At 55.8% G+C, this 22,434-nt stretch carries 23 protein-coding genes; 9 read left to right on the top strand and 14 right to left on the bottom strand.

Translation table 11 applies throughout. The annotated features are described in order from the left end of the window. Positions 1-12: 12 nt before the first annotated feature. From HY298_10180 to preA, 4 genes are all read right to left on the bottom strand, one after another. The gene (locus HY298_10180; GenBank protein ID MBI3850621.1) at positions 13-411 is read right to left on the bottom strand and encodes a type II toxin-antitoxin system VapC family toxin; all 399 of its coding nucleotides are present in this window, start codon (positions 409-411) and stop codon (positions 13-15) included. After that, positions 411-644 (bottom strand): hypothetical protein, encoded by a 234-nt coding sequence (locus tag HY298_10175; protein MBI3850620.1) that lies wholly within the window; start codon positions 642-644, stop codon positions 411-413. The genes HY298_10180 and HY298_10175 overlap by 1 nt, the downstream gene beginning before the upstream one ends. A 41-nt stretch (positions 645-685) precedes the next feature. Next, positions 686-2,188, bottom strand: a complete 1,503-nt coding sequence (locus HY298_10170; GenBank protein MBI3850619.1) for a CoA-acylating methylmalonate-semialdehyde dehydrogenase — start codon at positions 2,186-2,188, stop codon at positions 686-688. 65 nt (positions 2,189-2,253) lie between these two features. Next, a complete protein-coding gene (gene preA, locus HY298_10165; protein MBI3850618.1) occupies positions 2,254-3,375 on the bottom strand; it encodes an NAD-dependent dihydropyrimidine dehydrogenase subunit PreA in 1,122 nt (373 codons plus the stop codon). 80 nt (positions 3,376-3,455) lie between these two features. Here preA and HY298_10160 point away from each other — a divergent pair, with 80 nt between their 5' ends. Continuing rightward, on the top strand, positions 3,456-4,703 hold the full coding sequence (locus HY298_10160) for a hydantoinase/carbamoylase family amidase (GenBank protein MBI3850617.1): 1,248 nt from the start codon (positions 3,456-3,458) through the stop codon (positions 4,701-4,703). A 69-nt stretch (positions 4,704-4,772) separates the two neighbouring features. Here HY298_10160 and HY298_10155 read toward each other — a convergent pair whose 3' ends face one another. Beyond that, a complete protein-coding gene (locus tag HY298_10155) occupies positions 4,773-5,702 on the bottom strand; it encodes an MBL fold metallo-hydrolase (GenBank protein ID MBI3850616.1) in 930 nt (309 codons plus the stop codon). Positions 5,703-5,814: 112 nt separating this feature from the next. On the opposite strand from HY298_10155, the gene HY298_10150 reads away from it, so the two are divergent. The 4 genes from HY298_10150 to HY298_10135 all read left to right on the top strand — a co-directional run bounded on the left by HY298_10150 (position 5,815) and on the right by HY298_10135 (position 8,313). Further along, the gene (locus tag HY298_10150) at positions 5,815-6,192 is read left to right on the top strand and encodes a hypothetical protein (protein MBI3850615.1); all 378 of its coding nucleotides are present in this window, start codon (positions 5,815-5,817) and stop codon (positions 6,190-6,192) included. Positions 6,193-6,286: 94 nt separating this feature from the next. Next, positions 6,287-6,841: a gamma carbonic anhydrase family protein gene (locus HY298_10145; protein MBI3850614.1), complete on the top strand. Its 555-nt coding sequence runs from the start codon at positions 6,287-6,289 to the stop codon at positions 6,839-6,841. A 228-nt stretch (positions 6,842-7,069) separates the two neighbouring features. Further along, entirely contained in the window at positions 7,070-7,957 is an 888-nt protein-coding gene (locus HY298_10140) for a type II secretion system protein (protein ID MBI3850613.1), read from the top strand. Positions 7,958-7,968: 11 nt separating this feature from the next. Continuing rightward, a complete protein-coding gene (locus HY298_10135; GenBank protein ID MBI3850612.1) occupies positions 7,969-8,313 on the top strand; it encodes a hypothetical protein in 345 nt (114 codons plus the stop codon). A 56-nt stretch (positions 8,314-8,369) separates the two neighbouring features. On the opposite strand, the gene HY298_10130 is transcribed toward HY298_10135, so the two are convergent. From HY298_10130 to HY298_10110, 5 genes are all read right to left on the bottom strand, one after another. Next, complete coding sequence (locus tag HY298_10130) at positions 8,370-9,260, bottom strand: diacylglycerol kinase family lipid kinase (GenBank protein ID MBI3850611.1); 891 nt, start codon at positions 9,258-9,260, stop codon at positions 8,370-8,372. A gap of 267 nt (positions 9,261-9,527) precedes the next feature. Beyond that, complete coding sequence (locus HY298_10125; GenBank protein MBI3850610.1) at positions 9,528-9,635, bottom strand: prepilin-type N-terminal cleavage/methylation domain-containing protein; 108 nt, start codon at positions 9,633-9,635, stop codon at positions 9,528-9,530. A 90-nt stretch (positions 9,636-9,725) separates the two neighbouring features. Then, positions 9,726-11,036 carry a hypothetical protein gene (locus HY298_10120; GenBank protein ID MBI3850609.1) on the bottom strand — a complete coding sequence of 437 codons (1,311 nt, stop codon included), beginning with the start codon at positions 11,034-11,036 and terminating at the stop codon, positions 9,726-9,728. Positions 11,037-11,045: 9 nt separating this feature from the next. Then, positions 11,046-11,552, bottom strand: a complete 507-nt coding sequence (locus HY298_10115) for a hypothetical protein (GenBank protein ID MBI3850608.1) — start codon at positions 11,550-11,552, stop codon at positions 11,046-11,048. Between the two features lie 78 nt (positions 11,553-11,630). Next, positions 11,631-12,131 carry a prepilin-type N-terminal cleavage/methylation domain-containing protein gene (locus HY298_10110; GenBank protein MBI3850607.1) on the bottom strand — a complete coding sequence of 167 codons (501 nt, stop codon included), beginning with the start codon at positions 12,129-12,131 and terminating at the stop codon, positions 11,631-11,633. Positions 12,132-12,690: 559 nt separating this feature from the next. Between HY298_10110 and grpE the strand changes: the two genes are divergently transcribed. Continuing rightward, a complete protein-coding gene (grpE, locus tag HY298_10105) occupies positions 12,691-13,611 on the top strand; it encodes a nucleotide exchange factor GrpE (protein MBI3850606.1) in 921 nt (306 codons plus the stop codon). A gap of 10 nt (positions 13,612-13,621) precedes the next feature. Here grpE and HY298_10100 read toward each other — a convergent pair whose 3' ends face one another. Then, the gene (locus HY298_10100; protein MBI3850605.1) at positions 13,622-17,257 is read right to left on the bottom strand and encodes a UvrD-helicase domain-containing protein; all 3,636 of its coding nucleotides are present in this window, start codon (positions 17,255-17,257) and stop codon (positions 13,622-13,624) included. A gap of 217 nt (positions 17,258-17,474) precedes the next feature. On the opposite strand from HY298_10100, the gene HY298_10095 reads away from it, so the two are divergent. Beyond that, a complete protein-coding gene (locus HY298_10095; GenBank protein ID MBI3850604.1) occupies positions 17,475-18,326 on the top strand; it encodes a hypothetical protein in 852 nt (283 codons plus the stop codon). Between the two features lie 151 nt (positions 18,327-18,477). Here the strand turns inward: HY298_10095 and HY298_10090 are convergent, their stop codons facing one another. Next, entirely contained in the window at positions 18,478-19,080 is a 603-nt protein-coding gene (locus HY298_10090; protein ID MBI3850603.1) for a HupE/UreJ family protein, read from the bottom strand. A gap of 148 nt (positions 19,081-19,228) precedes the next feature. Between HY298_10090 and HY298_10085 the strand changes: the two genes are divergently transcribed. Both HY298_10085 and HY298_10080 read left to right on the top strand, forming a co-directional pair. Then, entirely contained in the window at positions 19,229-19,372 is a 144-nt protein-coding gene (locus HY298_10085; protein MBI3850602.1) for a hypothetical protein, read from the top strand. 964 nt (positions 19,373-20,336) lie between these two features. Further along, positions 20,337-20,852 carry a hypothetical protein gene (locus tag HY298_10080; protein ID MBI3850601.1) on the top strand — a complete coding sequence of 172 codons (516 nt, stop codon included), beginning with the start codon at positions 20,337-20,339 and terminating at the stop codon, positions 20,850-20,852. Positions 20,853-20,897: 45 nt separating this feature from the next. Here the strand turns inward: HY298_10080 and HY298_10075 are convergent, their stop codons facing one another. Together HY298_10075 and HY298_10070 are read right to left on the bottom strand one after the other, a co-directional pair. After that, a complete protein-coding gene (locus HY298_10075; protein MBI3850600.1) occupies positions 20,898-21,470 on the bottom strand; it encodes a restriction endonuclease in 573 nt (190 codons plus the stop codon). Then, on the bottom strand, positions 21,467-22,426 hold the full coding sequence (locus HY298_10070) for a site-specific DNA-methyltransferase (protein MBI3850599.1): 960 nt from the start codon (positions 22,424-22,426) through the stop codon (positions 21,467-21,469). The genes HY298_10075 and HY298_10070 overlap by 4 nt, the downstream gene beginning before the upstream one ends. Positions 22,427-22,434 lie beyond the last annotated feature (8 nt).

Here is a 22,434-nt window from a genome sequence, read left to right as displayed (position 1 = left end):
GTGTTGCCTCCGTTATTGCCAATCTTCAAGCGCGAGTCCAGGCACACGCGAAAACTCCGCAGTATTGTGCGTGACCAAGGTGTGGTTGTTCGCGAGTGCAATGGCTGCAATCATCAGATCATTCGGACCGATGACATTGCCGCCGACTTCCAACTCATGGCGCATCTGCCCGTATTGAGCCGCCGCAGCGTCATCGAAAGGAAGCGAGGCGTAAGGAGCAAACAATTCGCGAAGAATGCCAAGTCGTCGCTCGCGGTTGCCGTATTTCTCAGCACCGTGAAGCAGTTCAGCTTTGACAACGGAGCAAAGAACCAGATCGGACGGCCGCAGCGTTTGAAGGCGAGTGCGGATGGGAGACTGCGGTGTTTTCAGGTAAACGATCCACGCGTTGGTGTCGAGCAGCCAGGCCATCACCACTCCTCGCGATTTTCAAACGGCAGTTGGGACGGACGCTCGAACTGTTCGTTGGCAAACGCGCCGGCAGTTCGTTGGAAATAGCCTTCCGGCCACGTCGTGGTTGCCCCCGCGCCGTTACCGTTGTGCGTCTGATGCTCGACGACAGAAGCGAGATAGCGCCGCACCTCTCGCAGCACTTCCTCGGGCTGTTTCATAAGTTCCTGAATCAGCGCGTCCCGCGTGCTCATACGTAATTACTTTAATCCCGGCCGGGAGGATTTCGAGAAGATTATTTGTGCGGCTCGCGATGCCAGAGGTCACCCTCGCCGTAGCTGAACCAGCGGCTCGTCGTCACCTTGAGTTGCGTGAAGAACTGCACACCTTCCTTGCCCTGCATGTGCAGGTCGCCGAAGAACGAATCGTTCCAGCCGTTGAACGGAAACCAAGCCATTGAAGCAGGCACGCCGATGTTGATGCCGACCATGCCGCACCGGATGCGATGCTTGAACTCGCGCGCGGCCTTGCCGTTGCGGGTGAAAATCGAAGAGCCGTTGCCGAAGGGCGATTTGTTGGCGAGTTCGATGGCAGCGTCCAGATCCTCCATGTGCATCACGTTCAGCACCGGGCCGAAAACCTCCTCCTTGGCCACGGTCATGCCAAGTTGAACTTGATCGAGAATCGTCGCGCCGACGAAAAAGCCGTTGGGGGCTTCGCTGACTTTCACGCCGCGACCGTCCGCCGGAATCTTCGCTCCTTCCTTCACACCGGCTTCGATCAATTCCAGCACGCGGTCGCAATGCTGCCGCGTGATGACGGCGCCCATGTCCGGCTGTTTCTCGCGGTCGGTCGGGCCGACTTTGATTTTGCGCGTGGCTTCGATGAGCGTGGGCAAAACGGTTTTCTCCGCGCCGCCCACGACGACGGCCGTTGAGCCGGCCATGCAACGCTCGCCCGCGCAGCCGAACGCAGCTTCGATGACGCCGCGCGTGGAATTTTCCACGTCGGCATCCGGCATGAGGATGACGTAATTTTTCGCGCCGCCGTTGGACTGGACGCGTTTGCCGTGCTTCGTGCCGGTCTCGTAGATGTAGCGCGCGATGGGCGTCGAGCCGACAAAGGAAATCGCCTTCACCTTGGGATGCGTGAGCAGCGCATCGACGCACTCGCGTCCGCCATGGACGATATTCAACACGCCTTTTGGCAGCCCGGCCTTTTCCAGCAGCTTCGCGATCTTGATGGCGGTGAGCGGCACTTTTTCGCTCGGCTTGAGGACGAACGTGTTACCGCAGGCGATGGCGACGGGATACATCCACAACGGCACCATCGCCGGGAAATTAAACGGGGTGATGCCAACGCACACACCAAGCGGCTGGCGGATGGACTCGCAATCAATGCCGCGGGCGATGTTCCCCAACACCTCGCCCATCAGCAGCGACGGCACGCCGCACGCGAATTCGACCATCTCGATGCCACGCTTCACGTCGCCGCGCGACTCGACGAGCGTCTTGCCGTGCTCGCGCGTGTTCCAGCGAACAAGGTCTTCAAGGTTTTCTTCGAGAAGCGCCTTGAACTTGAACAAAATCCGCACGCGCTCGACGGGCGGTGTTTCCATCCATGCGGGAAACGCGGCGTGCGCGGCTTCGACGGCGGCGTTCACGTCAGCCGCCGTGCCGATGGGACATTCCGCGATGGTTTCGCCGATGGACGGATTAAAGACAGGCGTGCCGGCGACTTTTGGCTGAAGCCATTCGCCGCCGATGAAATTCGGGCACGGTTCGAGAGTTGTTGCCATAATTTTTTAACGCAAAGGCGCAAAGACAAATCTTTCATGCATGGCGTCTTTGCGTTTAAGTTTTCTCACCTTGCCAGCGCGGCGGATTGTTTCACAAAGTCGTCACCGCTCCACTCGCCGTCGCTCTTGACAACCTTGGCTGCGGCGGCGGCTTTTTGCGCGGCCTTGCGTTCGGCCTGGCGTTTTACGAGGTCGGCGTGCGTGGTGAAATAATCGAGACTTTTTCCTTTGAAGTCGGCAAGCGTTTCGAACTTGTGTTTGGCCATGAACGCGAGCAGTTCATCGCACATCGGCTTCACACATTCGTAACCGAACTTCATCACGCCGGTGCAGACTTGCACCGTGTCCGCGCCCAGCAAAATGAATTGTGCCGCGTCGCTGCCGCTCTCGATTCCACCGAGACCAGAGAGTGAGCGTTTCGGAAATTCCTTGCGGATGAGCTGCGCGATTTCCAGGACCATCCGCAGCGCGATGGGCCGCACCGCCTTCGAGGAATAACCACCCGGCGTCGTGTAGCCTTCCACGCTGGGTTCGGGGCGAAGTGTTTCGAGGTTCACGCCCATCACGCTGCGAATGGTGTTGATGGCGCTGATACCGGTAGCACCGGCGCGCAACGCCGCGCGGCTCGGGTCTTCGATGTGCGTCACGTTGGGCGTCATCTTCGCCCACACCGGTTTCGTCGCGGCGCGCATCACCCACCCGACTACTTCGCGGAGGATTTCCGGGTTTTCGCCCATGGCCGCGCCCATTTTGCGTTCCGGAAGACCGTGCGGGCAGGAAAAATTCAATTCGAACGCATCCACGCCGGCGTCCTGACAGCGTTCGACGATTTCAATCCACGCATTCTTGTTGTATTCCTCCATGATGGATGCGATGAGCACACGGTCCGGGAACTTGTCTTTGCACTTCTTGAATTCTTCGATCCAGATTTTGAACGGTCGGTCGCTGATCAGCTCGATGTTTTCCCAGCCGATGACTTCGCCGCTGGAGGCGAGGAGTTTTGCGTAACGCGGTGTGACGTTGACGACTTTGGAGGCGTCGAGGCTGATGGTCTTGGCAATGACCGCGCCCCAGCCTTCTCGAAACGCCTTGGTGATGACGTTGAGGTTCGTGCCGGGCGGGCCCGAACCGATGACGAAGGGATTCGGGAGCTTGAGCCCGTCAACTGTCGTGGCAAGTGTTGGCATAGGTTTGCCTTTCTTTTTTATCTCAGCGGCACATGATACGTCCGTGATGAGTGGGTTCGCTACAAGAAAATTCTGACCGCATGAGCAGGCTGCTGAATCCCAAACGCACCGTCGCTGAACTCAAGGAACTCCGCGCCCTCACCAGCGACGAGAACGGCGCGCAACGCGTCGCGTTCACCAAGACCTGGCTCAAGGCGCGGGAGTTTCTGCGCTCAAAAGTTGCCGGGCTGCCGCTGGAGATTCACAACGACGCGGCGGGCAACACTTGGTGCACGCTGCGCGGCGAATCAGAAAAGTGTCTGCTCATCGGTGGCCATATTGATTCGGTGCCGAATGGCGGTTGGCTTGATGGTTGTCTTAACGTGATGGCGGGCGTCGAGATTCTCCGGCGCATCAACGCGCAATATCATGGCAAGCCACCGGTCACCGTGCGCCTCGTGGATTGGGCCGATGAAGAAGGCGCTCGATTCGGAAAAAGTTTGTTCGGCTCGTCTGCCTGTTCCGGCAATTTGGATATGAACGAAGCGCGCGGCTTAAAGGACAAGGACGGCCTCCATCTGCCTGACGCGCTGCGCGAAGTGGGCATAGATTTCGAGCGCGTGAAGGACAGCGGCAAGGAACTCAAGAACGCCGCCGCGTATCTGGAATTGCACATCGAGCAAGGCCCGGTGTTGCTGGACCTCGATCTGCCGCTCGGCGCGGTGCTCGGCACATTTGGGGTGGAAAGACATGCTATCACGTTTCACGGCCAGGCCGCGCACTCTGGCAGCACGCCGATGAACCGCCGCAAAGACGCCTTCCTCGCCGCCGCGAAGATGAGTCTGGAAATCTATCGCATCGCCGAGCGCAGCAACGGCGGCGTTTGCACCATCGGTTCGTGCACGACCAAACCCGGCATCGTGACGAGCGTGGTCGAGGAAAGCCGTATCACGCTCGACCAGCGCCATCTCGATGCGGCTGCACTGGCGAAAATGTTAAAGGACGCAAGGGACGCAAGCGAACGCTTCGCGAAGGAAGGCAACGTGAATGTTTCCTGGGAACGCCTCTGGCAAATTGACCCGCGCCCGTTCAACGACGAACTCATCGCGCTGTGCGACGAAGCCATCCGCGAGACCTGTGGCCAATCGCATCGCCTGCCGAGCGGCCCGTTGCACGACGCCGCCGAAGTTGCGCGCGCGAGGGTGCCCACCGTGATGATGTTTGTCCAAAGTCTGCACGGCATCAGCCACAACAAGATCGAGGACACGAAGGAAGAACACCTCGAACTCTGCGTGACCGCGTTCGACAAGCTGGCGGAGAAGGCGAGGAGGTGGATTCAAACTCGTTGAGCGGCGCTCCGTCAGGGAACTAGCTTTAGGATGCTTCGCCAGCCGATGACAAGACGCTCGTGACTTTGCTCAAAAAATCACCGGCGTTCCTTCTTCGAGGATTTTCAGGTGATGAGTGATGCCGTCGCGGTGGGCGATTTCGCGCAGCCAGCGGGGCGGTTCGTCCATCGCTTCGAAGGAAAGTTTGAACGTGCCGTAGTGCATCGGCACGAGCCATTTGGCGCGCAAGTCGCGAAATACCTTCACCGCTTCGTCCGGTCCCATGTGAACGTTGCGAAAGGATTCCGGGTGGTAGGCGCCGATGGGCAACAGGGCAATTTCCGGTGGGCAGCGTTCGCCGATTTGTTTGAAACCGTCGAAGTAGGCGCTGTCGCCGGCGTGGTAAATCCGCCGGCCCTGGTGCTCCAAAATAAAGCCGCCGTAGCCGCGATGCTCATCGCGCAAGACGCGCGCCCCCCAATGTTTGCATGGAGTCAATGTGACTTTCCAATCGCCCCGCGAAAAACTTTCCCACCACTCAAGCTCGATGATGCGCTCAAACCCGAGATCGTGCGCGAGGTCGCCGACGCCCCACGGCATGATGCCGATTTTCGGGTGCGGCAGACGGCGGAGCGTTGGTTTATGAAAATGGTCAAAGTGCGCGTGTGTCAGGAGGACAAGATCAATCGGAGGGAGGTGGCCAATCTTCAAGCCGGAGCGTTTGATGCGTTTCAAAAGGAAAAGCCAGTTGGCAAAGTTCGGATCGATCAGGACGTTTAAGTTGGTGAACTGCACCAAAAACGAAGCGTGGCCGATCCAAGTCAGTGCCACCTGACCGTGAGTCAGTTTGGGAAATTCCGGGCGCTTGTGCTGACCGATGCGCGGGGTCAACCAGGCTTTCCACACCATTTCATGGAAGAAGGTGCGCGGGTTGAAGGCCTTGGTCGGGGTTAAATCCTTGAAAGCTCGTGGAATACGTCGGCGCGGAGGAATCGAAGGCTGGCCTGCAGATTTATTCATAGTTAGCTGGCCTGATTGCCGATAGTTTCTTTTTGAATAATAATCAACTCATCCAGTCGAAACCCTTGTTGGCAGTTAGTATGACATCATAATCAAACACGAAAGGCAAATTATGAAAAAGATTATTTTAGCCGTCACGCTGCTGGCCTTTGCCGGAACGAACATTCAGACCGCCTCGGCTGGGGATCGGGAATGGGCCACCGCTGGCAAAGTGCTGACGGGTATTGCGGCGGCATCGATCATCGCCAATGCGATTGACTATCGTCCGGGTTATTATGCCCCCACGTATTACCCGCCAGCTCCGCCGGTTTACTACGCTCCACCGCCAGTCGTGTATGCCTCGCCTGCGCCAGTGGTAGTCTATCCTCCGCCGGTTTATGTTCGACCGGCGCCGGTCGTCTCGTTCAGTTTCGGATTCGGGGGTTGCTATCCGCGCCACTACTACGGAGGTTATCATGGAGGCCGGCCGCATTACCGGGTTTGCCGATAAATTGGGGAGGAACTGAAACAATGCAGCCCGCCGGGCGAATTGCCGGCGGGGTTTTTTTGTTGGAACAAGCCGGCAATCCTGTTTTAACCAGTGCATGGGCGACCTTGATGCACAGTTTGATGCTTTCTTGAGAAAGAACCCCGTGCTTGGCCAGGGGGTTTACATTGCGCGGGGAGCCGCGGTGCTGGGCGACGTGACATTGGGTGACCATTCCAGCGTCTGGTATAACGCCGTCGCGCGAGGCGACATCCACCGCATCGTCCTCGGCCACCATTCGAATCTCCAGGACAATGCCATGATTCATGTGGAAGATGAGTTACCCTGCCTCATCGGGAATTACGTTACGATTGGGCATCTGGCCATCGTGCATGCCTGCACGGTGGGCGACGAAGTGCTGATCGGGATGGGCGCGACCATTTTGGACGGCGCAAATATCGGAAGCCAATCGTTGATCGGCGCCAACAGTCTGGTGACGCAAAGAACCCAGATTCCACCCGGCTCGCTGGTGCTGGGTTCTCCGGCAAAAGTTGTGCGCGCCTTGACGCCCAAGGAAATCAGCGAGCTACGAAACTCCGCCGAAAAGTACGTGCGAAACGCGGCTTACTGTCTGCGCCACGGGATAAATGTTTCCGCGCCACTCCCTTCGTAAGAGAAGGGGAGGTGTGCGGTCAAACGCACACTTACGCGGTGAATGGTTTTATGCCATCCTGGGATCGATCAATCTAACCAATGACTGAATTAGAAACCTTGGTTTGTTGTCCTCCGCCGCGCTTCGGTTGGCCGTGTTGGCTCTCATTTGGAAGCTGTTGACGGCCACGCGGAAAATGAATAAGGTGTGGGTAGAACCATCAGGCAAGAAATTGGCGGGATATTTCTTATGAAAACATTCAAGTGTGCAAGCAACCACTCCTTGTCGCCGCCGCGGTTTCCCCGCCGCGGGTTTACCTTGATTGAATTATTGGTGGTCATAGCGATCATTGCCATTCTCGCCGGCTTGTTGCTGCCCGTCTTGGGTAAAGCCAAGCTCAAGGCGCAAGCCGTTCAATGTATGAATAATGACAAGCAACTCATGCTGGCGTGGAGATTCTACGTGGACGACAACTCTGATCGGGTGCCGGCGGCATGGAGGAATCCGGGCGACTGGATGCCGGTGAATGATATGAGTTGGAGTGGAAATCCCCGCAACGATGGCGGCAACCAAGCCAATTGGGATGCCGAAGTCACCATAAAGAAAAGTCCTTTGTGGCCGTACTGTGGGAACAATACCGGCATCTGGCGGTGTCCGGGGGATGATAAATATCCCTGTCTCGCTGGAACCGGGCCTTACAAGGGACAATCCTTTCCGCGAGTGCGTAGCATGTCGATGCTCAGTTGGTTTAACGGTGCCGACGCTGATGGCTTTACCGGGTGCGCCGGCTACACGAAGTACAAGAAAATGGGCGACGCCGTAGCGCCGGGACCTTCGAAGACCATCGTATTTGTGGATGAGCGGTGCGATAGCATCAATGACGGTGAATGGTGTACCAGCATGAATGGCTGGCCCGATAAGCCCACTCAGTCGGTAATGATCGATTTTCCCGGCAGTTATCATGGTGGGGCAGGTGGACTTTCCTTTGTGGATGGCCACGCGGAAATCCATAAATGGACTGACTCTAGAACAACGCCTCCCATCGGGAGGCTTTTTGGCCTGAATGTTTTGTCCCCGAACAACAAGGATGTTTATTGGCTGATGGACCATTCCACCCGGAAACCCGGTCAATTTTGAACCCTCGCAAAATGAAAACCACAAAAGTGTTTTTTCTGGTCCTCACGTCGTGCCTGCTGGGTCTGGCGGCCTGCAACAAGACGGATCAAGCAAAACAATCCGCTCAAGCGTACCATGGCATCCAGGTGGACTGGACGAAGTTTGATGCCGAGTTCGCCAGCGCCGGTCCGGACGTGCAAGGCAACATTTCTTCGCTAAAGCGATTCTTTCGCTACGGGCAATTTCCGGAGGCGCTCGTGGAATTGGACAAGCTTTCGAGTAATTCCGCCCTCACGGAATCGCAGAAAAAACTGGTCAACGACTTGATCGAGCAGACCAAGAAGGCGATCGAAAAAGCCCCGCCGCCCGGGCAGTGAACTGCCGCGATCTTCCGGGCAGTCGGGAAAACAAAGCCGTGATCGGAGGATAGCAATCAAGGCACCAGCACGCGCAGCTTGTTGCGTTGCAGGGAAAAAGTGGCGGGCAGATTTCCAACCAGTTCTCCGTCCAATTGGAAATGGGCGCTGGATGGGGTGGTCAGGGTGAGTTTTTCCCATCGGAATCGGCGAACCGCCTTTTCAGGGAGCAAACCCCACGTCAGCAAAGGCAGCGCGCACCAGCCCAGCACCAGCCAGTTGACGTGCGGGAATACACAGACCTCGAGCAAGCCATCGCGCAGATCGGCCTCTGGAAAGATGGCGAACTTGCCGCCATAAAATCGCCCGTTGCCAATCAACACCAGTTCGCCGGTGACGGATTGGGCGCCGTTGGTTGCGGTGATTCGGGATTGTTCGCCCAGCAGCGCCTTCAAGCCGGCGACCACATAAGCCAGCGGGCCGATCTTTTTTTTCAAGGCCCAACTGGTCTGTTCAATGGCGCGTGCGTCCAGGCCGGCACCGGCCAACTGGGCGAAATACCGGCGCGCCGGCGCGCCGTTCGCGGTGAATTCCACGGTGGCAAGATCGATCGCCGTTTCGCGACCTTGCTGGAGGGTTTGCCAGGCCAATTCGGGTTGGATGGGAATACCCAGTTCTTTCGCCACCACATTCATTGTTCCCAGCGGGAACAGGCCAAGCCGAACACGATCAAAAGCGCCGGGTTCATCACCGATGCCGTTGAGGACTTCGTTGAAAGTGCCGTCGCCTCCCGCGGCGACGACGGTGTCAAAGTTTTCGCGGACCGCTTCCGCTGCCAGATGGCGCGCGTCTCCCGCCGCCTGGGTCAATTTGAAGGTGCACCCGGTCTGGAGGGTGTCGAGTTGCCGTCGAAATCGCCGGGCCTTGTCACCCTTGGCGGTCGGGTTGAAAATGACGCAGGTGCGCACGCGCCTATTTGTCGAGGGTCGAACTTCGGGAGTCGAGCAGAAAGCGCGATCGCGATGGCGAAGCTTGCCGGTGCGGTTAGCCGGACGGGTCCTTGCCCAGAACCGCCCACTCTCCGCGAATCAGCACATGGAAGGCCGGAGTGGCCGGCGGCATTTTGAAGGGGGGGTCAGGAAATTGTTGTCGAAGGTCCACTTTGCGGCCCGGACTTGCTCCAGCCGTTGTGTTGCCAGGGCTTGGGCGGCCAGCGAATAAGCAGACCACTCCGCCTACCGTGAGGCGAAGATATGACCGGCAACAATCCCCGCCAGTGAGATGCCGGTGATTGCCATGGCAATGACAATCTCCGCAAGGGTGAATCCTGTTCGAGATCGCACTCCGACTCGTCCCAAGGCATTCGCGATCGATCGGTTGGAAGCTTCGGGTTTCTTCCGCTGTTGAGACAATCGCGCTTGCATGTTAACTGTTCATAACTCCGACCAGGAACTAGCGACGTACCCAAGGGAAGGTCCGTTTCGGGCGAGGCTTTCGTCATAATGAAAGTTAAAATGTCCGTTCATTTTAACTGCTCCGGCTACACAGCTACCCTGAAAGTCGCGAATGTTATTACCACCACCACCCATTGTGAAGGTTGCGCTCGGCGCATAGACTGTCCCGACGTATTCGTCATTACCACCCCATGTTAGGCTGGTGTTGGACGGCAGGCCATAATACTGAAAAGCAAAAGGACTGCCGGCAGTATTAACCAGCGTAACATCCGCGCTGGCGCCTCCAACGTAGAATTTCATGCTTGCTCCTGGGGCCACGATTATTTCGGCCGAGCCCAACATTGTAACATTTCCGGTGATGTATAAGACGGCGTCACCGGCAACCAGCATTTTGTCTCCAGTCTTCATGCTCAGAGTGGACAGCGAGTAATTATCTGTGCCCATAATGTAGGTGTAATTTGTGCCGTTATAGATACCACCCTTCGGGGTTGCGCCGCTTCCCGGAGCGAAAGGAGGATCGACATCGGGGAATTGGTAATTGAAGTCATCGCTGAACCAGCCATTCTCAATGCCCTTGTTTCCGCCGTCCACCCAGGCGGAACTGCCGACACTTCCATTCGGGCCGATGGAAGGGCTGCCACTCGGCCCGGTGCGGATACGTCCCTTAATATTGGCATTGCCGGCGCTGAACGAGTTGGTCAGTCCGTTGTTGGTGGCCACGTCAGCATGGTCTCGGCTCTTGGTAGGATCGTAATACCCGCCTGTGCTGTATCGTGAATCCGTGGAATCGTAACTATCAATCGCTATGTCGTTGCCAATCAAATCGATCGTTTTTTGCGCGGCCATGGCAACCGAAAACAAAGACTGGTTGGTGGCTGTAACCCTGACGACGCGGGCAGCCGTAACCCCCGAATATGTGACGGCCGTATAACCGGTGGAGTAAATCACCGCCGTGCTTCCCGGCAAGATTTTGACGTTGTAATAGCTGCTCCCGAGCGCGCGTTGAGGCGCAACATAGTTGGAGCCGGATTGTATCCACCCGTTGCCACTCCAATTCAGGGGAAGCCCGATTTTGACGCCGGAATTCAGTTGGGCCAAAGCCTCTTCGACGCCTGCTTCTGCCACGGCTAGCGAAGCGTTCCATGCTTGAGAATGGACAACGGAAATATTTTGAAAGCGGATCAAGTAAAGGTAACTCGCCAGTGCAATTCCGACGATAGTCGTCACGATCATCGTCATCATGAGAACGCTACCGCCAAGTCGAGATTGTTTGCAGAAATAGATCTTCATAAATATATGTTAGTGTTTGTTACGGATCACGATTTTGGCGGTCTGCACACTTTCAGTGTTGAGTCGCGTGCTCAGGTAATTGGTTCGGACACATTTCCAGGTCAGGTCAACCAATTTGCAAGTGACCGGATTGGTGGTGGCAACGAACCCGCCGCCGCCGGTTTGCGGGGTGCGCTGGTAAATGCCGAATTGCAGCGAGACACAATTCGTTAGAAGGGTGTTGGTTGACGTCGGTTTGAAGCGAGTCAAAGTCTTTTGCGCCGGGTCATAGGTGTAAATTAGGCTGGTTCCGTCGGAATCCAAGAACGCCAGCCGATTCGTTTGGAACGCAGTCAACCCTGTGGTTCCCCGAATTTCTCGAATCATTTGATCCAGCGTCTTGCGACTGGCATTGTCGAGTTCCACATAATTTCCCATGGAAGCAAAGTTACGCCCACTGTATATGGAAAATGTTGCGATTACGGCGAGCACCAGCGAGCCAATACCAACCGCAATCACGGTTTCAACAAGAGTCATGGCGAAACGGGATTTCCTTGCGCGTGACAGATATGTAATCGGAGGGAGGGTCATGCCGTGATTTTGAAGAGAGTTTTGTCAGTTGTAGATGTAGCGTTGAATACCAGACCGGGCGACGTACGTCTGCATTTCTCGGGTACGCAACGTTCCACTAGAAGGCCAGGTAATCTGGATTCGCACAAGGGCGATATTGGTGCGGTAAGCATCGGGCAAGCCAGAGGAAACCGCGTCGGGGGGACCGGGAACAGCCACATTGCCCGCGGCATTAATTACTTTGCCAGTATAAACGGTCGAGTTAGTTCCGGCCGTCGGACCGTATGACTCAATAAACGTCAGAGGAAAATAATTAGTATCATGGAGTTGCGCCCACGTGTAGAGCCGTATGGTTTCCATGCGTTGCATCAGTATTTGAGTCGCACGCAGATTCTCCCGTGTAACCTGCATGACTAAAAAGCCCGAACCGAACCCGGCGTACAAGGAGATAAGGACGATTCCAAGCACAAGAACGCCCACCATTACTTCAACCAGGGAGAATGCGCCCCGCAATGCACTCGAAGTAGTATGTGTCGGTAGTTTCATAGTTTATCATTGGCCCGCAAAAGGTCGCGCGGCTGGCATAACGGCTTTTTGAACTCTCACTCGCACAAGTATGGAGTAGCTTATCGGGTTTATCAAGAGTACTAACATGATCTGAGTCTTGGGTAACTGGAGCCAAACCATTGAATCGTGTCCCGCTCGGCCATTAATTGTGCCCAGGTACGTCAGCGTTAACAAGGCCATTGATAGGAATCCCATCGCACTCGGGATTCTCGACGATGTCATCTCCGAACCTGTGCGTGAAACCTCAGAGACGAACCGGGGAATTGTCCGATCCTTCTTCATTTGATCATGCGAATGTATCGATAGTCTCATTTTACGACTCTGTGTCCAATTGCTAGCCAGCACTTGTTCTGCCATGTCATTCTTGAGAGTTGAATGCCTCAATAAAGTGAATGCCCCAATAAAGACTGGCAGGAACGCGTTTGCAGGTTTTCGGCCACGCTTGCTGGCTTGTCACGATTTGGTGGACAACCATTGTGACCGCGGGTTTCCTAGACCTTGAACTATAAGCCTGATTCCCTAAACTAACGCCCTGACAATGAATAAATCAGTCGGGCTTAACTTGGTTAAAAGGCCATTCTATTTGGGGGATGCCATGCTGGTGGCAGTCGCGTATTTGGTTTACTACCAAAGTAAATCACCGATGGGCTCATTGGAAATACTATTCTGTGTAGTCGCCGTTGGGCTGGGCGCCGCTCTGGGAGTGACACCCTTTTTGCTGGAATACCGGGCGGCAGTCAAGCTTGCCGAAGCCAACGGACTGGCGACAACTGTGGCACAACTTCAGAATCTGGATCGCGTTGCCAGCCACATCAGCGGTGCGACAGCCCAATGGCAGCGCGTTCAAGAGGAGTCTTCCAAAACCGTTTGCGCCGCCAAGGAAATTGCCGACCGCATGACCGCCGAAGCGCACGCGTTCACCGATTTCATGCAAAAGTTCAACTCCAGCGAGAAAGCCACTCTGCGATTGGAGATCGAAAAGTTGCGCCGCGCGGAAAACGACTGGCTCCAAGTGCTCATGCGGATACTCGACCACGTTTATGCGCTGCATCAGGCGGCCCTGCGCTCCGGACAACCCAGCCTCGTCGAACAACTAGGCCACTTCCAAAACGCCTGCTACGACGTGTCCCGCCGGATCGGCCTCATCCCATTTGTCGCCGCCACCGGACAACCATTTGACCCAAAGCAGCACCGGCTCGTGGAGGAACAAGGAAAGGTGCCACCCGATGCGTGCGTCTCCGAGTCGATCGCGACGGGGTATAATTATCAAGGCCAGCTCATTCGGCTTGCATTGGTTTCGCTTCAACCGACCGTGGAGTCGCACTCACCCGCGGCCAGCTCCGACTCCGCATCGGCATCTTCCAATAAAATGCGCAACTCTCAGCTCCTGGATGACACCGTTTCCGCCGAAAACACGGCCGAGTCGATATCGCCGACGGAACAACCGCCGTTGATTTAGCCATCCACCTTCATGCCGGCTGGCATTCGACCGGCGGACAACACACTGTTTTTCTCAAATTGAGGAAGTGCAGCCAACGTTCATTAACCGGGCGCCGGTAAATCTGCCCAAGCGCCAGGGCGTAGAGCCTAATCTGCGGCTCATAAACTTGGACTTTTTCCGCCAGTTCCTCTTCGGTTAGCCGGTCCGTTTTGAAATCGAGCAGCCAGATTTCCCCGGGCAGGAGGACCACCAAATCGGCAACTCCCTGCACGACGACAAATTCCTCCACTGGTGCCGGCTCAGCCTGCACGAGTCCCAAGTGAGCCAGATCTTTAAGAGGAATGCGCGAAGTAAACGAAAGTTCACGATGAACCGATCCAGTCTCAGCCCGGATCGCTTGACCAATTTCCGACTCCCAAAAAGATGCCAGCGCCGCCAGATCCAAAGCCGCCCTCTGTTCCGGCGTCAGCACCTGTTCCCTCTCCAGTCGATCAGCTTCCTGTGTGAGCGATGTCTGGTCGCCGACCAGGCCAAGCGACATGAATTGCAAAAAAGCATGGTGCGCGATCCCAATTTCGGCTGCCGACAACCGGCCCATTGCTGATTCTGGATTGGCCCGGCGCTCGAATTTGAATAATGGTTGCGCCTCCTCCATCTCTTCCACCAGTCGCCGTCGGATGGCCGACACAGAAGTCTTGGCCTTCTGTTTTGTCGCAACCGGGTGGGGATACCGCCACGCCAGCCGTTTCCGCAACGCGGAAAGTGAAACTGCATTCACCGGCTGGGAAGTGCTTTCGTCCTCAGCAGTTTTTTTTGTCGGCGTTGCCAGGTCTTCAGAATCCACCAGGCGCCAGCTAAGGAACTGACTCTGTCCGCTCGGTTCGACAAGCCAGTCGCTGTTTCCGGTCAGCCGAGGCAACAGCGGCCCGAGCCAGTCGAGGTATTGTTTCGCCGACAAGATTTGATGCGTCGTCAGTTGAGGCTCCGGCTCGTTCGACCAGTTCACCTCGGCGCGCTGGCGAGTCGTCGTGCCGGCCAAAATCAATTTGTCGCAGGCGCGGGTCATCGCCACGTAAAGCAGTCGAAGCTCTTCACCCAGCATTTCCCGCTGCTGGCGTTTGCTTGCCAGCCAGTACGGCAGGCTTTGATATCGCTGCTCGCGTTCCGGCGGCTGCACGTGCGGGCAAAGTCCAAATTCCTCATCCAGCAAGATATCGCCGTGCGTATCCGCAAAGTTAAACTTGCCGCCCAGCCCGGCGACCACGACCACCGGAAACTCCAGCCCTTTGCTTTTGTGGATGCTCATCAAACGAACCGCGTCACCCGTTTCGGCGGCGGCCGGCTCGCGGTCCTCTTCGGCCTTTTGTTGTGCTTCGATGAATTTCAAAAAGCGGAACAAGCCTTGCCGCTGGAACTCGTCGAACTGCCGCGTCATGGCCAGCAACCGTTGCACGTTCGCGCGCTTCTGTTCGCCGCGGGGTTGTGCCCGCAACCAATCTTCGTAGTGGGTTTCATCCAGCACGGTTTCCAGACAATGGGAAAGCGCCCCTTGCCGGGCCAGCCGCCGCCACGCGCCATGCGATTTCAAAAACGCGTCCACTTTGGGCCACGCTGTTTGGGCGACTCCTGCAATCGCGCTCATCGCAAACTGAGATTTGAATTCTGCGATGTCGCGATGAAACCTTTCCATCGCCCCCCAAAACCACCCCGCAGGCTGGGCTAGACGGATGGCCGCCAGTTCATCAACCGATAAGCCGACCAACGGCGACCGCAGCACCGCGAGCGCCGGCACATCTTGCAGCGGATTGTCGAGCAGCGACAGCAGATTGAGCAGGTCCGAGACTTCCGTCGTGTCGAAAAAACCGCCTCGCGCCGCTTCCAGCGGCACCTCAAGTTGAGCGAACACCTTGGCGAAGCTTTCGGCTTTGTTTCGAGGGGAACGGTGCAGAATCACCATGTCGCGCCACTCGATGGCCCTCTGGGTTCGGGTGCGGCGGTCCCAGATCGGAAATGCTTTCTCCGTTAATTCGCGCAATCGCAGTGCAATGAAGCGTCCTTCCGTTTCGGTGCTCGAAAGGTCGGCGACGTCATCGGCATCGGCGGAGTCGTTGTCCGGCGCGTCCGCATGGTCAGCTTCCTCCTTGCTGGTCAACCGCAGCATCAACTCGACGCGCGGCGCGGGATCAGCCGCTGTGGACAGGGCCGGGCGTTCGGCTGGCGCACCGAAACGCAGCCGCGCCCGTTCGTCATAATTCACTCCGCCGACTTCAGATCGCATCAACGAGGAGAACAGGGCGTTGACGAAATCCAAAATCGCTTCATGACTGCGAAAGTTTTCACTGAGCGGAATGACCCGGCCGGCCGCATTGCTCTTGGTCCATTCCTTTTTGTAGTTCTGAAAAATGTGCGGGTCTGCCAGACGAAAGCGGTAGATGCTTTGTTTTACGTCGCCCACCAGAAACCGATTGGCCGCCGCGCCCTCGCGACCCAAACATTGAATGATTTTGTCCTGCGCGGCGTTGATATCCTGATACTCGTCCACGAACACCAGTCGTAATTTATGCCGCCAACTCAGTGCGATTGGCGTTGGTCGGCCTGCGTTGGCATCCCAAAGCAGTTGCAAAGTGAACTGTTCCAGATCGTGGAAATCCACCGCGGCCAGCTCGCGTTTGACTTCGGCGAAGGATTGAGTGAATTCCTGCACCAAATCCAGGAGCGCGGCCATGTGAGGTCGCACCCAAATCCAGTCCTCGAACAACGGATCGCGGTCACCGCCCGTTTCAGCCAGCGATTGGAAGAATTCGGCTTCGGCGAACAAAGTTTTCAACGGGGCGCGAAACGCACCCTTCTTCTTGTTCGGCCAGACATCGTCTGCCGCAAGAATGTGCGTCAAGGCTTCCGCAGCTTGCGAGCGATTGGGATTCTCCGGCAAATTTCTCAGTGCGTCCCGGCATTGTTGGGCGTTGACGTTTTCCGGTGGGGCGGTTTGCAATGCGTCCAGCCAGGCCGCCCGCCATTCCGTCAAACCACTTTGCAGCCAGGCTCGCCATTCCCTTGGTTCGGATTGACTGAACATGGCCGATTGCCTTTGCAACCAAGCCACGGGATCGGGGCGCGTTTGAGTGTATTCATGGACGCGCAACACCAATTCGCGAATCGAAGTGTCCCAACCGCGAGCTTGCTTGAGGATCAGTTGCTGGACCCCCTCAGCGTTACGGGTTTCTCCGCCGTAATGTCGTTGCAGAATGGCGTCGAGGGATTCAGCCGCCAGCAGCCGGGACTGCGCTTCATCCAATACCACGAGTTGCGGGTCCAGCCCAAGTTCGTGAAAATGTTCGCGCACCAGTTGGAGACAAAAACTGTGCAGCGTGCAGATTCTTGCGGTGTCGAGCAAAGCGAGTTGTTCGGCCAGCCATTCATTTGTCTGCTGGTTGGCGGACTTCTTGTCCAGCTCCTCCCGAATGCGCTTCCGCATTTCGGTCGCGGCGGCTTCCGTGAAGGTGACCATGAGAATCTGGTCGAGCGACACGGGATCATTCTCGTCCAGCACCCGTTGGAGACAACGCTCGACCAGCGTGCGGGTCTTGCCGGCGCCGGCGCCCGCCTCGACCAGGACGTTACCCTCAGCGGCGACGGCTTGTTGCTGTGCGGCGGTGAGTGGCATGAAGTTTAGTTCCGGATCTAGGTTGAAAAAGCGAGCCAATTAACCGGATTCCGCGAATAAGACTCAAACCATTTATTTCAAAAACAGGCTTAAAAAAATGTCCTGTTCGGATGAAGTCCGTGATTGCGCCGCCGATTTTCCTGACTTAACATCTCGTTGCAAGGTAGTGGGATAGCACGCCAACCTCATGCGGTTGCTGGATGCGACTAAAAGTGCGATGAAGATCAATTCCCTTCTAAAAAGAATCAGCAAGAGCGTCCGCACTCATGTCGGAAAGAGCGGGCAAATTGCCCCTCCGACGCTCGGCTCCGCGAAGCGTTTTCCTTACGGCCCTTTTCAATTCAAGACGCGAGTTGAGCAGGGCGCTCAGTATAATATTCTCGCGTCAACGGATCTCCAGAATTGGGTCTCGATTTCCACCGACATTGCCACTGGGGAAACCTTGGATTACGTGGACTCCGAGGCGTCCAAATTCAGTTATCGTTTTTATCGACTGGTCGCCGGCGAGGCCCATTCCACCAATGTCATCGGCTATGTCTCGGTGACGCTGCCGCCCGGTTTTTCCATGATCGCCAACCCCTTGATCGCGCGGCACAACACGGTGGACGAACTCTTCCCGGAATTTCCGGACGGCACCACGCTCAACAAATATGACACGCGTCTGTTCGCCCTGAATGAAAATGAGGTCAAAGCAAAAAAATGGACCAATCCGGGGGAGAAACTCGCGCCCGGTGAGGGGGCGCTGATTTTCAATCCCACGTCCGATTACAGAACGCATAACTTTGTCGGTAATGTCATGCAAGGCAATCTGTTGAATCCCATTCCCCCGGGGTTTTCGATTCGCAGTTCGTTGTTGCCAAAACCGGGGCGGCTTCATCTGGATCTCGGTTTCCCGATTGCTGAAGGCGACACCATCCATCTGTTCGACCGGGACAAACAAAAATATTTGATCTGCCCATACGACGCGGCAAAATGGGCCTCCAACCCGCCGGTTATCGGGGTGGGCGAATCGTTCTGGGTCGCCAAGACTTCCCCGGGCAATTGGACGCAGAGTTTGGTAGTGTCCTGATTTGACGACACAATTTCTTCGGAGCAACGCTCAAATCAAGTCCGTCTGCTTCTCCGGCCTGGCTTCGCGTTGCGCTTTGGCGAAGGGATTTACTCGCGGCGGCGCTTCGGCGCGCTCGCGCTTGACTCATGAACGCACATGGGAGACCGCATCAGGTCAAACAAAAATAGACGCCACAAGCTGTGATGGCGACTCCGGCATAACGAATGATCCGGGCAGTGCCTAATCGCTGCGCAAGCAATCCGACGCCAACCCCGCAGAGATGAAGGCAGGCCGTGGCACTCATAAATCCCAGTCCGTAAGCGAATCCTGACGCCGTCTCCGGCATCTCGGCGCCATGTGCATGGCCATGAAACAGCGCGAACAGCCCGATAACAATAACGCTCGCGACCAGCGGAAGGCGAACGGCAGCAGCGATGAGAACACCCAGCACGAGCACGGACGCAATAATGCCGTACTCGACAAACGGAATCGAGATCGCCGCCACGCCAAGCAGCCCGCCCACCGCCATGACGGAAATGAACGTGAGCGGCACGAGCCAGATGGCACGACCACCGCGCTGTGCCGCCCAAAGTCCGACGGCAATCATTGCGCAGATGTGGTCAAGGCCGGTAACGGGATGAGCCAGCCCGGGGAGAAGGCCGCTGGTCTGACCCACGCCGACATGGGCATGAGCCAAAGAAGGAAACAGCAGAACAAACAAGGGCAGAAAAAGCCAACGCAATGCTGACGCACACTCAAAATATCTTTTCATACGCAATCAATATAGCGTCCCCGGTCAGATGTAAATACGCGCCCTTCTGCTCCAGCTTGGATTCACGCCGCGACTGTGGCAGCGGAAGCGCAGTCTTCTGCGGGCACATTTAATTGATTTTTCACGTGGCGGTTGATACCATGCGGACGTGCACATCGGACACTTTCACTTTCATTTTCCGTGGCACAAGACGGGCCGCCAGCGACAGGACATGCGCACGTTTTGCTACACCGTACTCTTTGCCTTGGGCTTGAGCGCGTTGGTCGCCTTGGTGATCTATTTTCTGGGCTGAAGGAACCACGCCTAAGTGAAGACCGAGGTTTACGCAGCCTGATTCGAGGCAAAGCTCCGGCTCAAATCCCTGTGTGTCCCTCACCGCAAGAAAAGCGGCGGTGAACGCACCGCAGTCCAGACGCTCCGCGCAATTCGAGGACGCCCGGCAGTCACGAAGCGTCTGGACTGCGCGTGTCTTTAGCACCGCTGTCCGACGCGGAATGAGCGTTCGGCAAATCCAGTCGCGTGAATTTCAGTGAGACGGGGAACGATTCTCCTTCTCTTTGGGGAGAGGGTCGGGGTGAAAGGGAACGTTCGGCAAACTAACTGCCGCGTAAGCTTCTATTAATCTTTTATCGACAAGCTGAGGAGACGAATCTAATATTCCATAAGTGGGGAAAATTATGACTCAAGAAATTAAAACAGAAAAACCTCAATTGAAAGCGCGCCGGAGATCGGGAGCCAGAGGGCGCGGAAAGGTCACACGCCCTTATCCTAAGGCGCCATTAGCAAAAGCACTGGAGATTCCTTACAAAATCAAGGGGTTAAACGGTGGTAATCCGTGGGCACCAGCTCAAGTCGCTGAGGCAGTCAGCATGTCACCTAAGACACCTGATTTCTATTACCTTAGTGCGGCCTCCAGGGATTTCGGATTAACGACAGGCACGCGTGACACGGCTCTTATAGCACTTACCGACTTCGGAAGGGAGCTCGTGTACGCGCCGAGTCCAGATGTTGAACATGCAAAAAAGGTTGAGGCATTTCATAAAATCGAACTCTTCAGTAAAGTGCTGCAACATTATAAGAGCAGCAACTTACCCGAGATGAAATATCTCGGAAACACTTTGGAGCGTGAATTTGCGCTTTCACCGAAATTCCATGAGGAGTTCTCTCGCGTGTTTCGAGAGAATTGCAAATACTTGGGTATTACGTCTGGCGACTCGGCGATTAGCGCCGGGGGCAGCGAAACGCCCACGACTGTTATCGTGGGTGAAGCGGCGAAGAAATCAGGAATAAAGGCATTCGTCATAATGCCGTTCGTCGAGAAAACCCCAGATCGGCCCATAGGATTTTTTGCGGAAGTTCTTCGGAGCCTGATCACGCCGGCCGCGCTCGATGCGGGCTTCAACGTCGAGACTGCCAACCGGCAGGGTAGCGATGTCATTCAGTCCACAATTGTGAACGAGTTGCTCGAAGCGGATCTTGTGATTGCCGATCTGACCGATCACAACCCGAATGTCCTTTTCGAATTGGGACTTCGCATGGCTATGGAAAAGCCTGTAGCCCTGATCAAAGCATCTGGGACTGGTAAAGTGTTTGATGTTGATAACATGCTTCGTGTCCATGAATATCAGCCAAATTTGTGGCGTTCGACGGTCGAGAGCGATCTCCCAGAGCTCGTCAAACATATTCGTGCAGCTTGGGAAAATAGGGAAAAAGACCAATCCTACATGAAGATTCTGAGACGCTCTGTTTCATCAGGTAATGGAGCGCAGTGAGGCTGACAAGGCCGCCTTCAGTAGCCTGTTTTTGGGCTTCGCATCTTAAGCATCAATGCCGATGATGAGAACGGGGATGTCAATGTCGGCAACCCCGCGATGCTGCAAATCCCAAACGAACTGCTCAAAGTAAGAGACACCGGTGGACATCTGGTCGGCAAACCGCTTGATCGGCACAATCTCAATGCCGGCTTTGATGTGGCCGAGTTTGTGAAAGATCGTCATCTTGGCGCAGACGTTGTAAACCATGAACGCATACTTGCCGAACTGCACTTCAACGCCCAGCCCGCCCTTCACAAAATCCATTTCGCGAAACGCTCCTTTGGATAGTGGTTCGGCTTTGTATCCCGGCTTGTAAAACTCGGTCGGATAGTCACAACGAACCTTGCACTGTGACCATTCATCAAAGGTGGAAAACTCCCGCTTGAAAGATGCATTGAGCGCTCTGGGGCTGAAAAGCATTCGCCGCCGCATCGTCTTCTCTTTGCTTCGCTTCGTTTTGTGGATGGCGCTGTCGACCCGCGCAATGACCTCATAAACTTCATCAAGCAAAGCCTGATAGTGCTTGGTGACAAAGGTTGAACCGTTGTTGAAGGAAAACTCGCCCGCGACTTTCACAACAGAACCTTTTCGTTCTCCCAAGCGGCGGGTCGTTGAGCAACCTTCTCGCGACCTGTCGGCACAAAGACCGGCTTGCCTAGCGGGCGCAGCTTGAGCGTTCCGTCCGCTAATTTGTGAAGCCGCTCGTGAGCGGTTTTCAGATACTTTTCATCCCGGTCACAACCCACGACGCGGCGTTTGTGTTTGGCCGCAGCGATGAGGGCAGAACCGACGCCGCAAAAGGGATCGTAAATCCAGTCGTTCTCGTTCGTAAGTGCCAAGACACATCGTTCCACTAACTCGACCGGATATTGGCAGGGATGCTCGGTTTTCTCCGGGTGATTGGCCTTCACGTTCGGAATCTCCCAAATCCCCCGTTCCCAATCTTGGGCTACGATTGTCCAGACGTCCGACGGATTCTTGCCGAGGGGATTGCCAGAAGGTTGGCCGCGTTTTTCACCCTTGAAATGAAGTTTGCCGGGATACTTCGCCGGAACGCGCACAGGGTCGAGATGGAAAAGGTAATGGTCTGACTTGGTGAACCAAAGCAACGTCTCATAACGTCCCGAAAAACGGAGGCTGCAATGAAGACCGTGTTCGAAATGCCAGATAATTCGGTTGCGAAGCTGCAATCCCTCGCTCTTGAAAAGGTCATAGTAGTAAACATCCAGGGGGAAAACCTCGCCGTCTTCAACATAATTGCCGACCTGCCAGCAAAGACTGCCGCTTCGTTTGAGCGAGCGAATCAGTTCTTTAATCAGCGGCTTCTGCTGCGCCAAGTAATCCCGCAACGAGGCTCGCTGTTCGTATTCCTTGCCCAAGTTGTAAGGGGGCGAAGTGATGATCAACGAAAAGAAATTCGTTGGGAGAGATTTCGCACACACCAAGGCATCATCACAGATTGTGACCAGCCGCTCGTTTTCTGAGAACGTATCAGCGATTTGAATTCGCTCGTTGAAAAGATTGGATACCATTTCTGAGA

The organism is Verrucomicrobiota bacterium, assembly GCA_016200005.1.
In the GTDB taxonomy this organism is placed as follows: Bacteria; Verrucomicrobiota; Verrucomicrobiia; order Limisphaerales; family PALSA-1396; genus PALSA-1396.
Note: the sequence above shows the minus strand (reverse complement) of the source record. Positions and strands in the feature narration are given on the sequence as shown.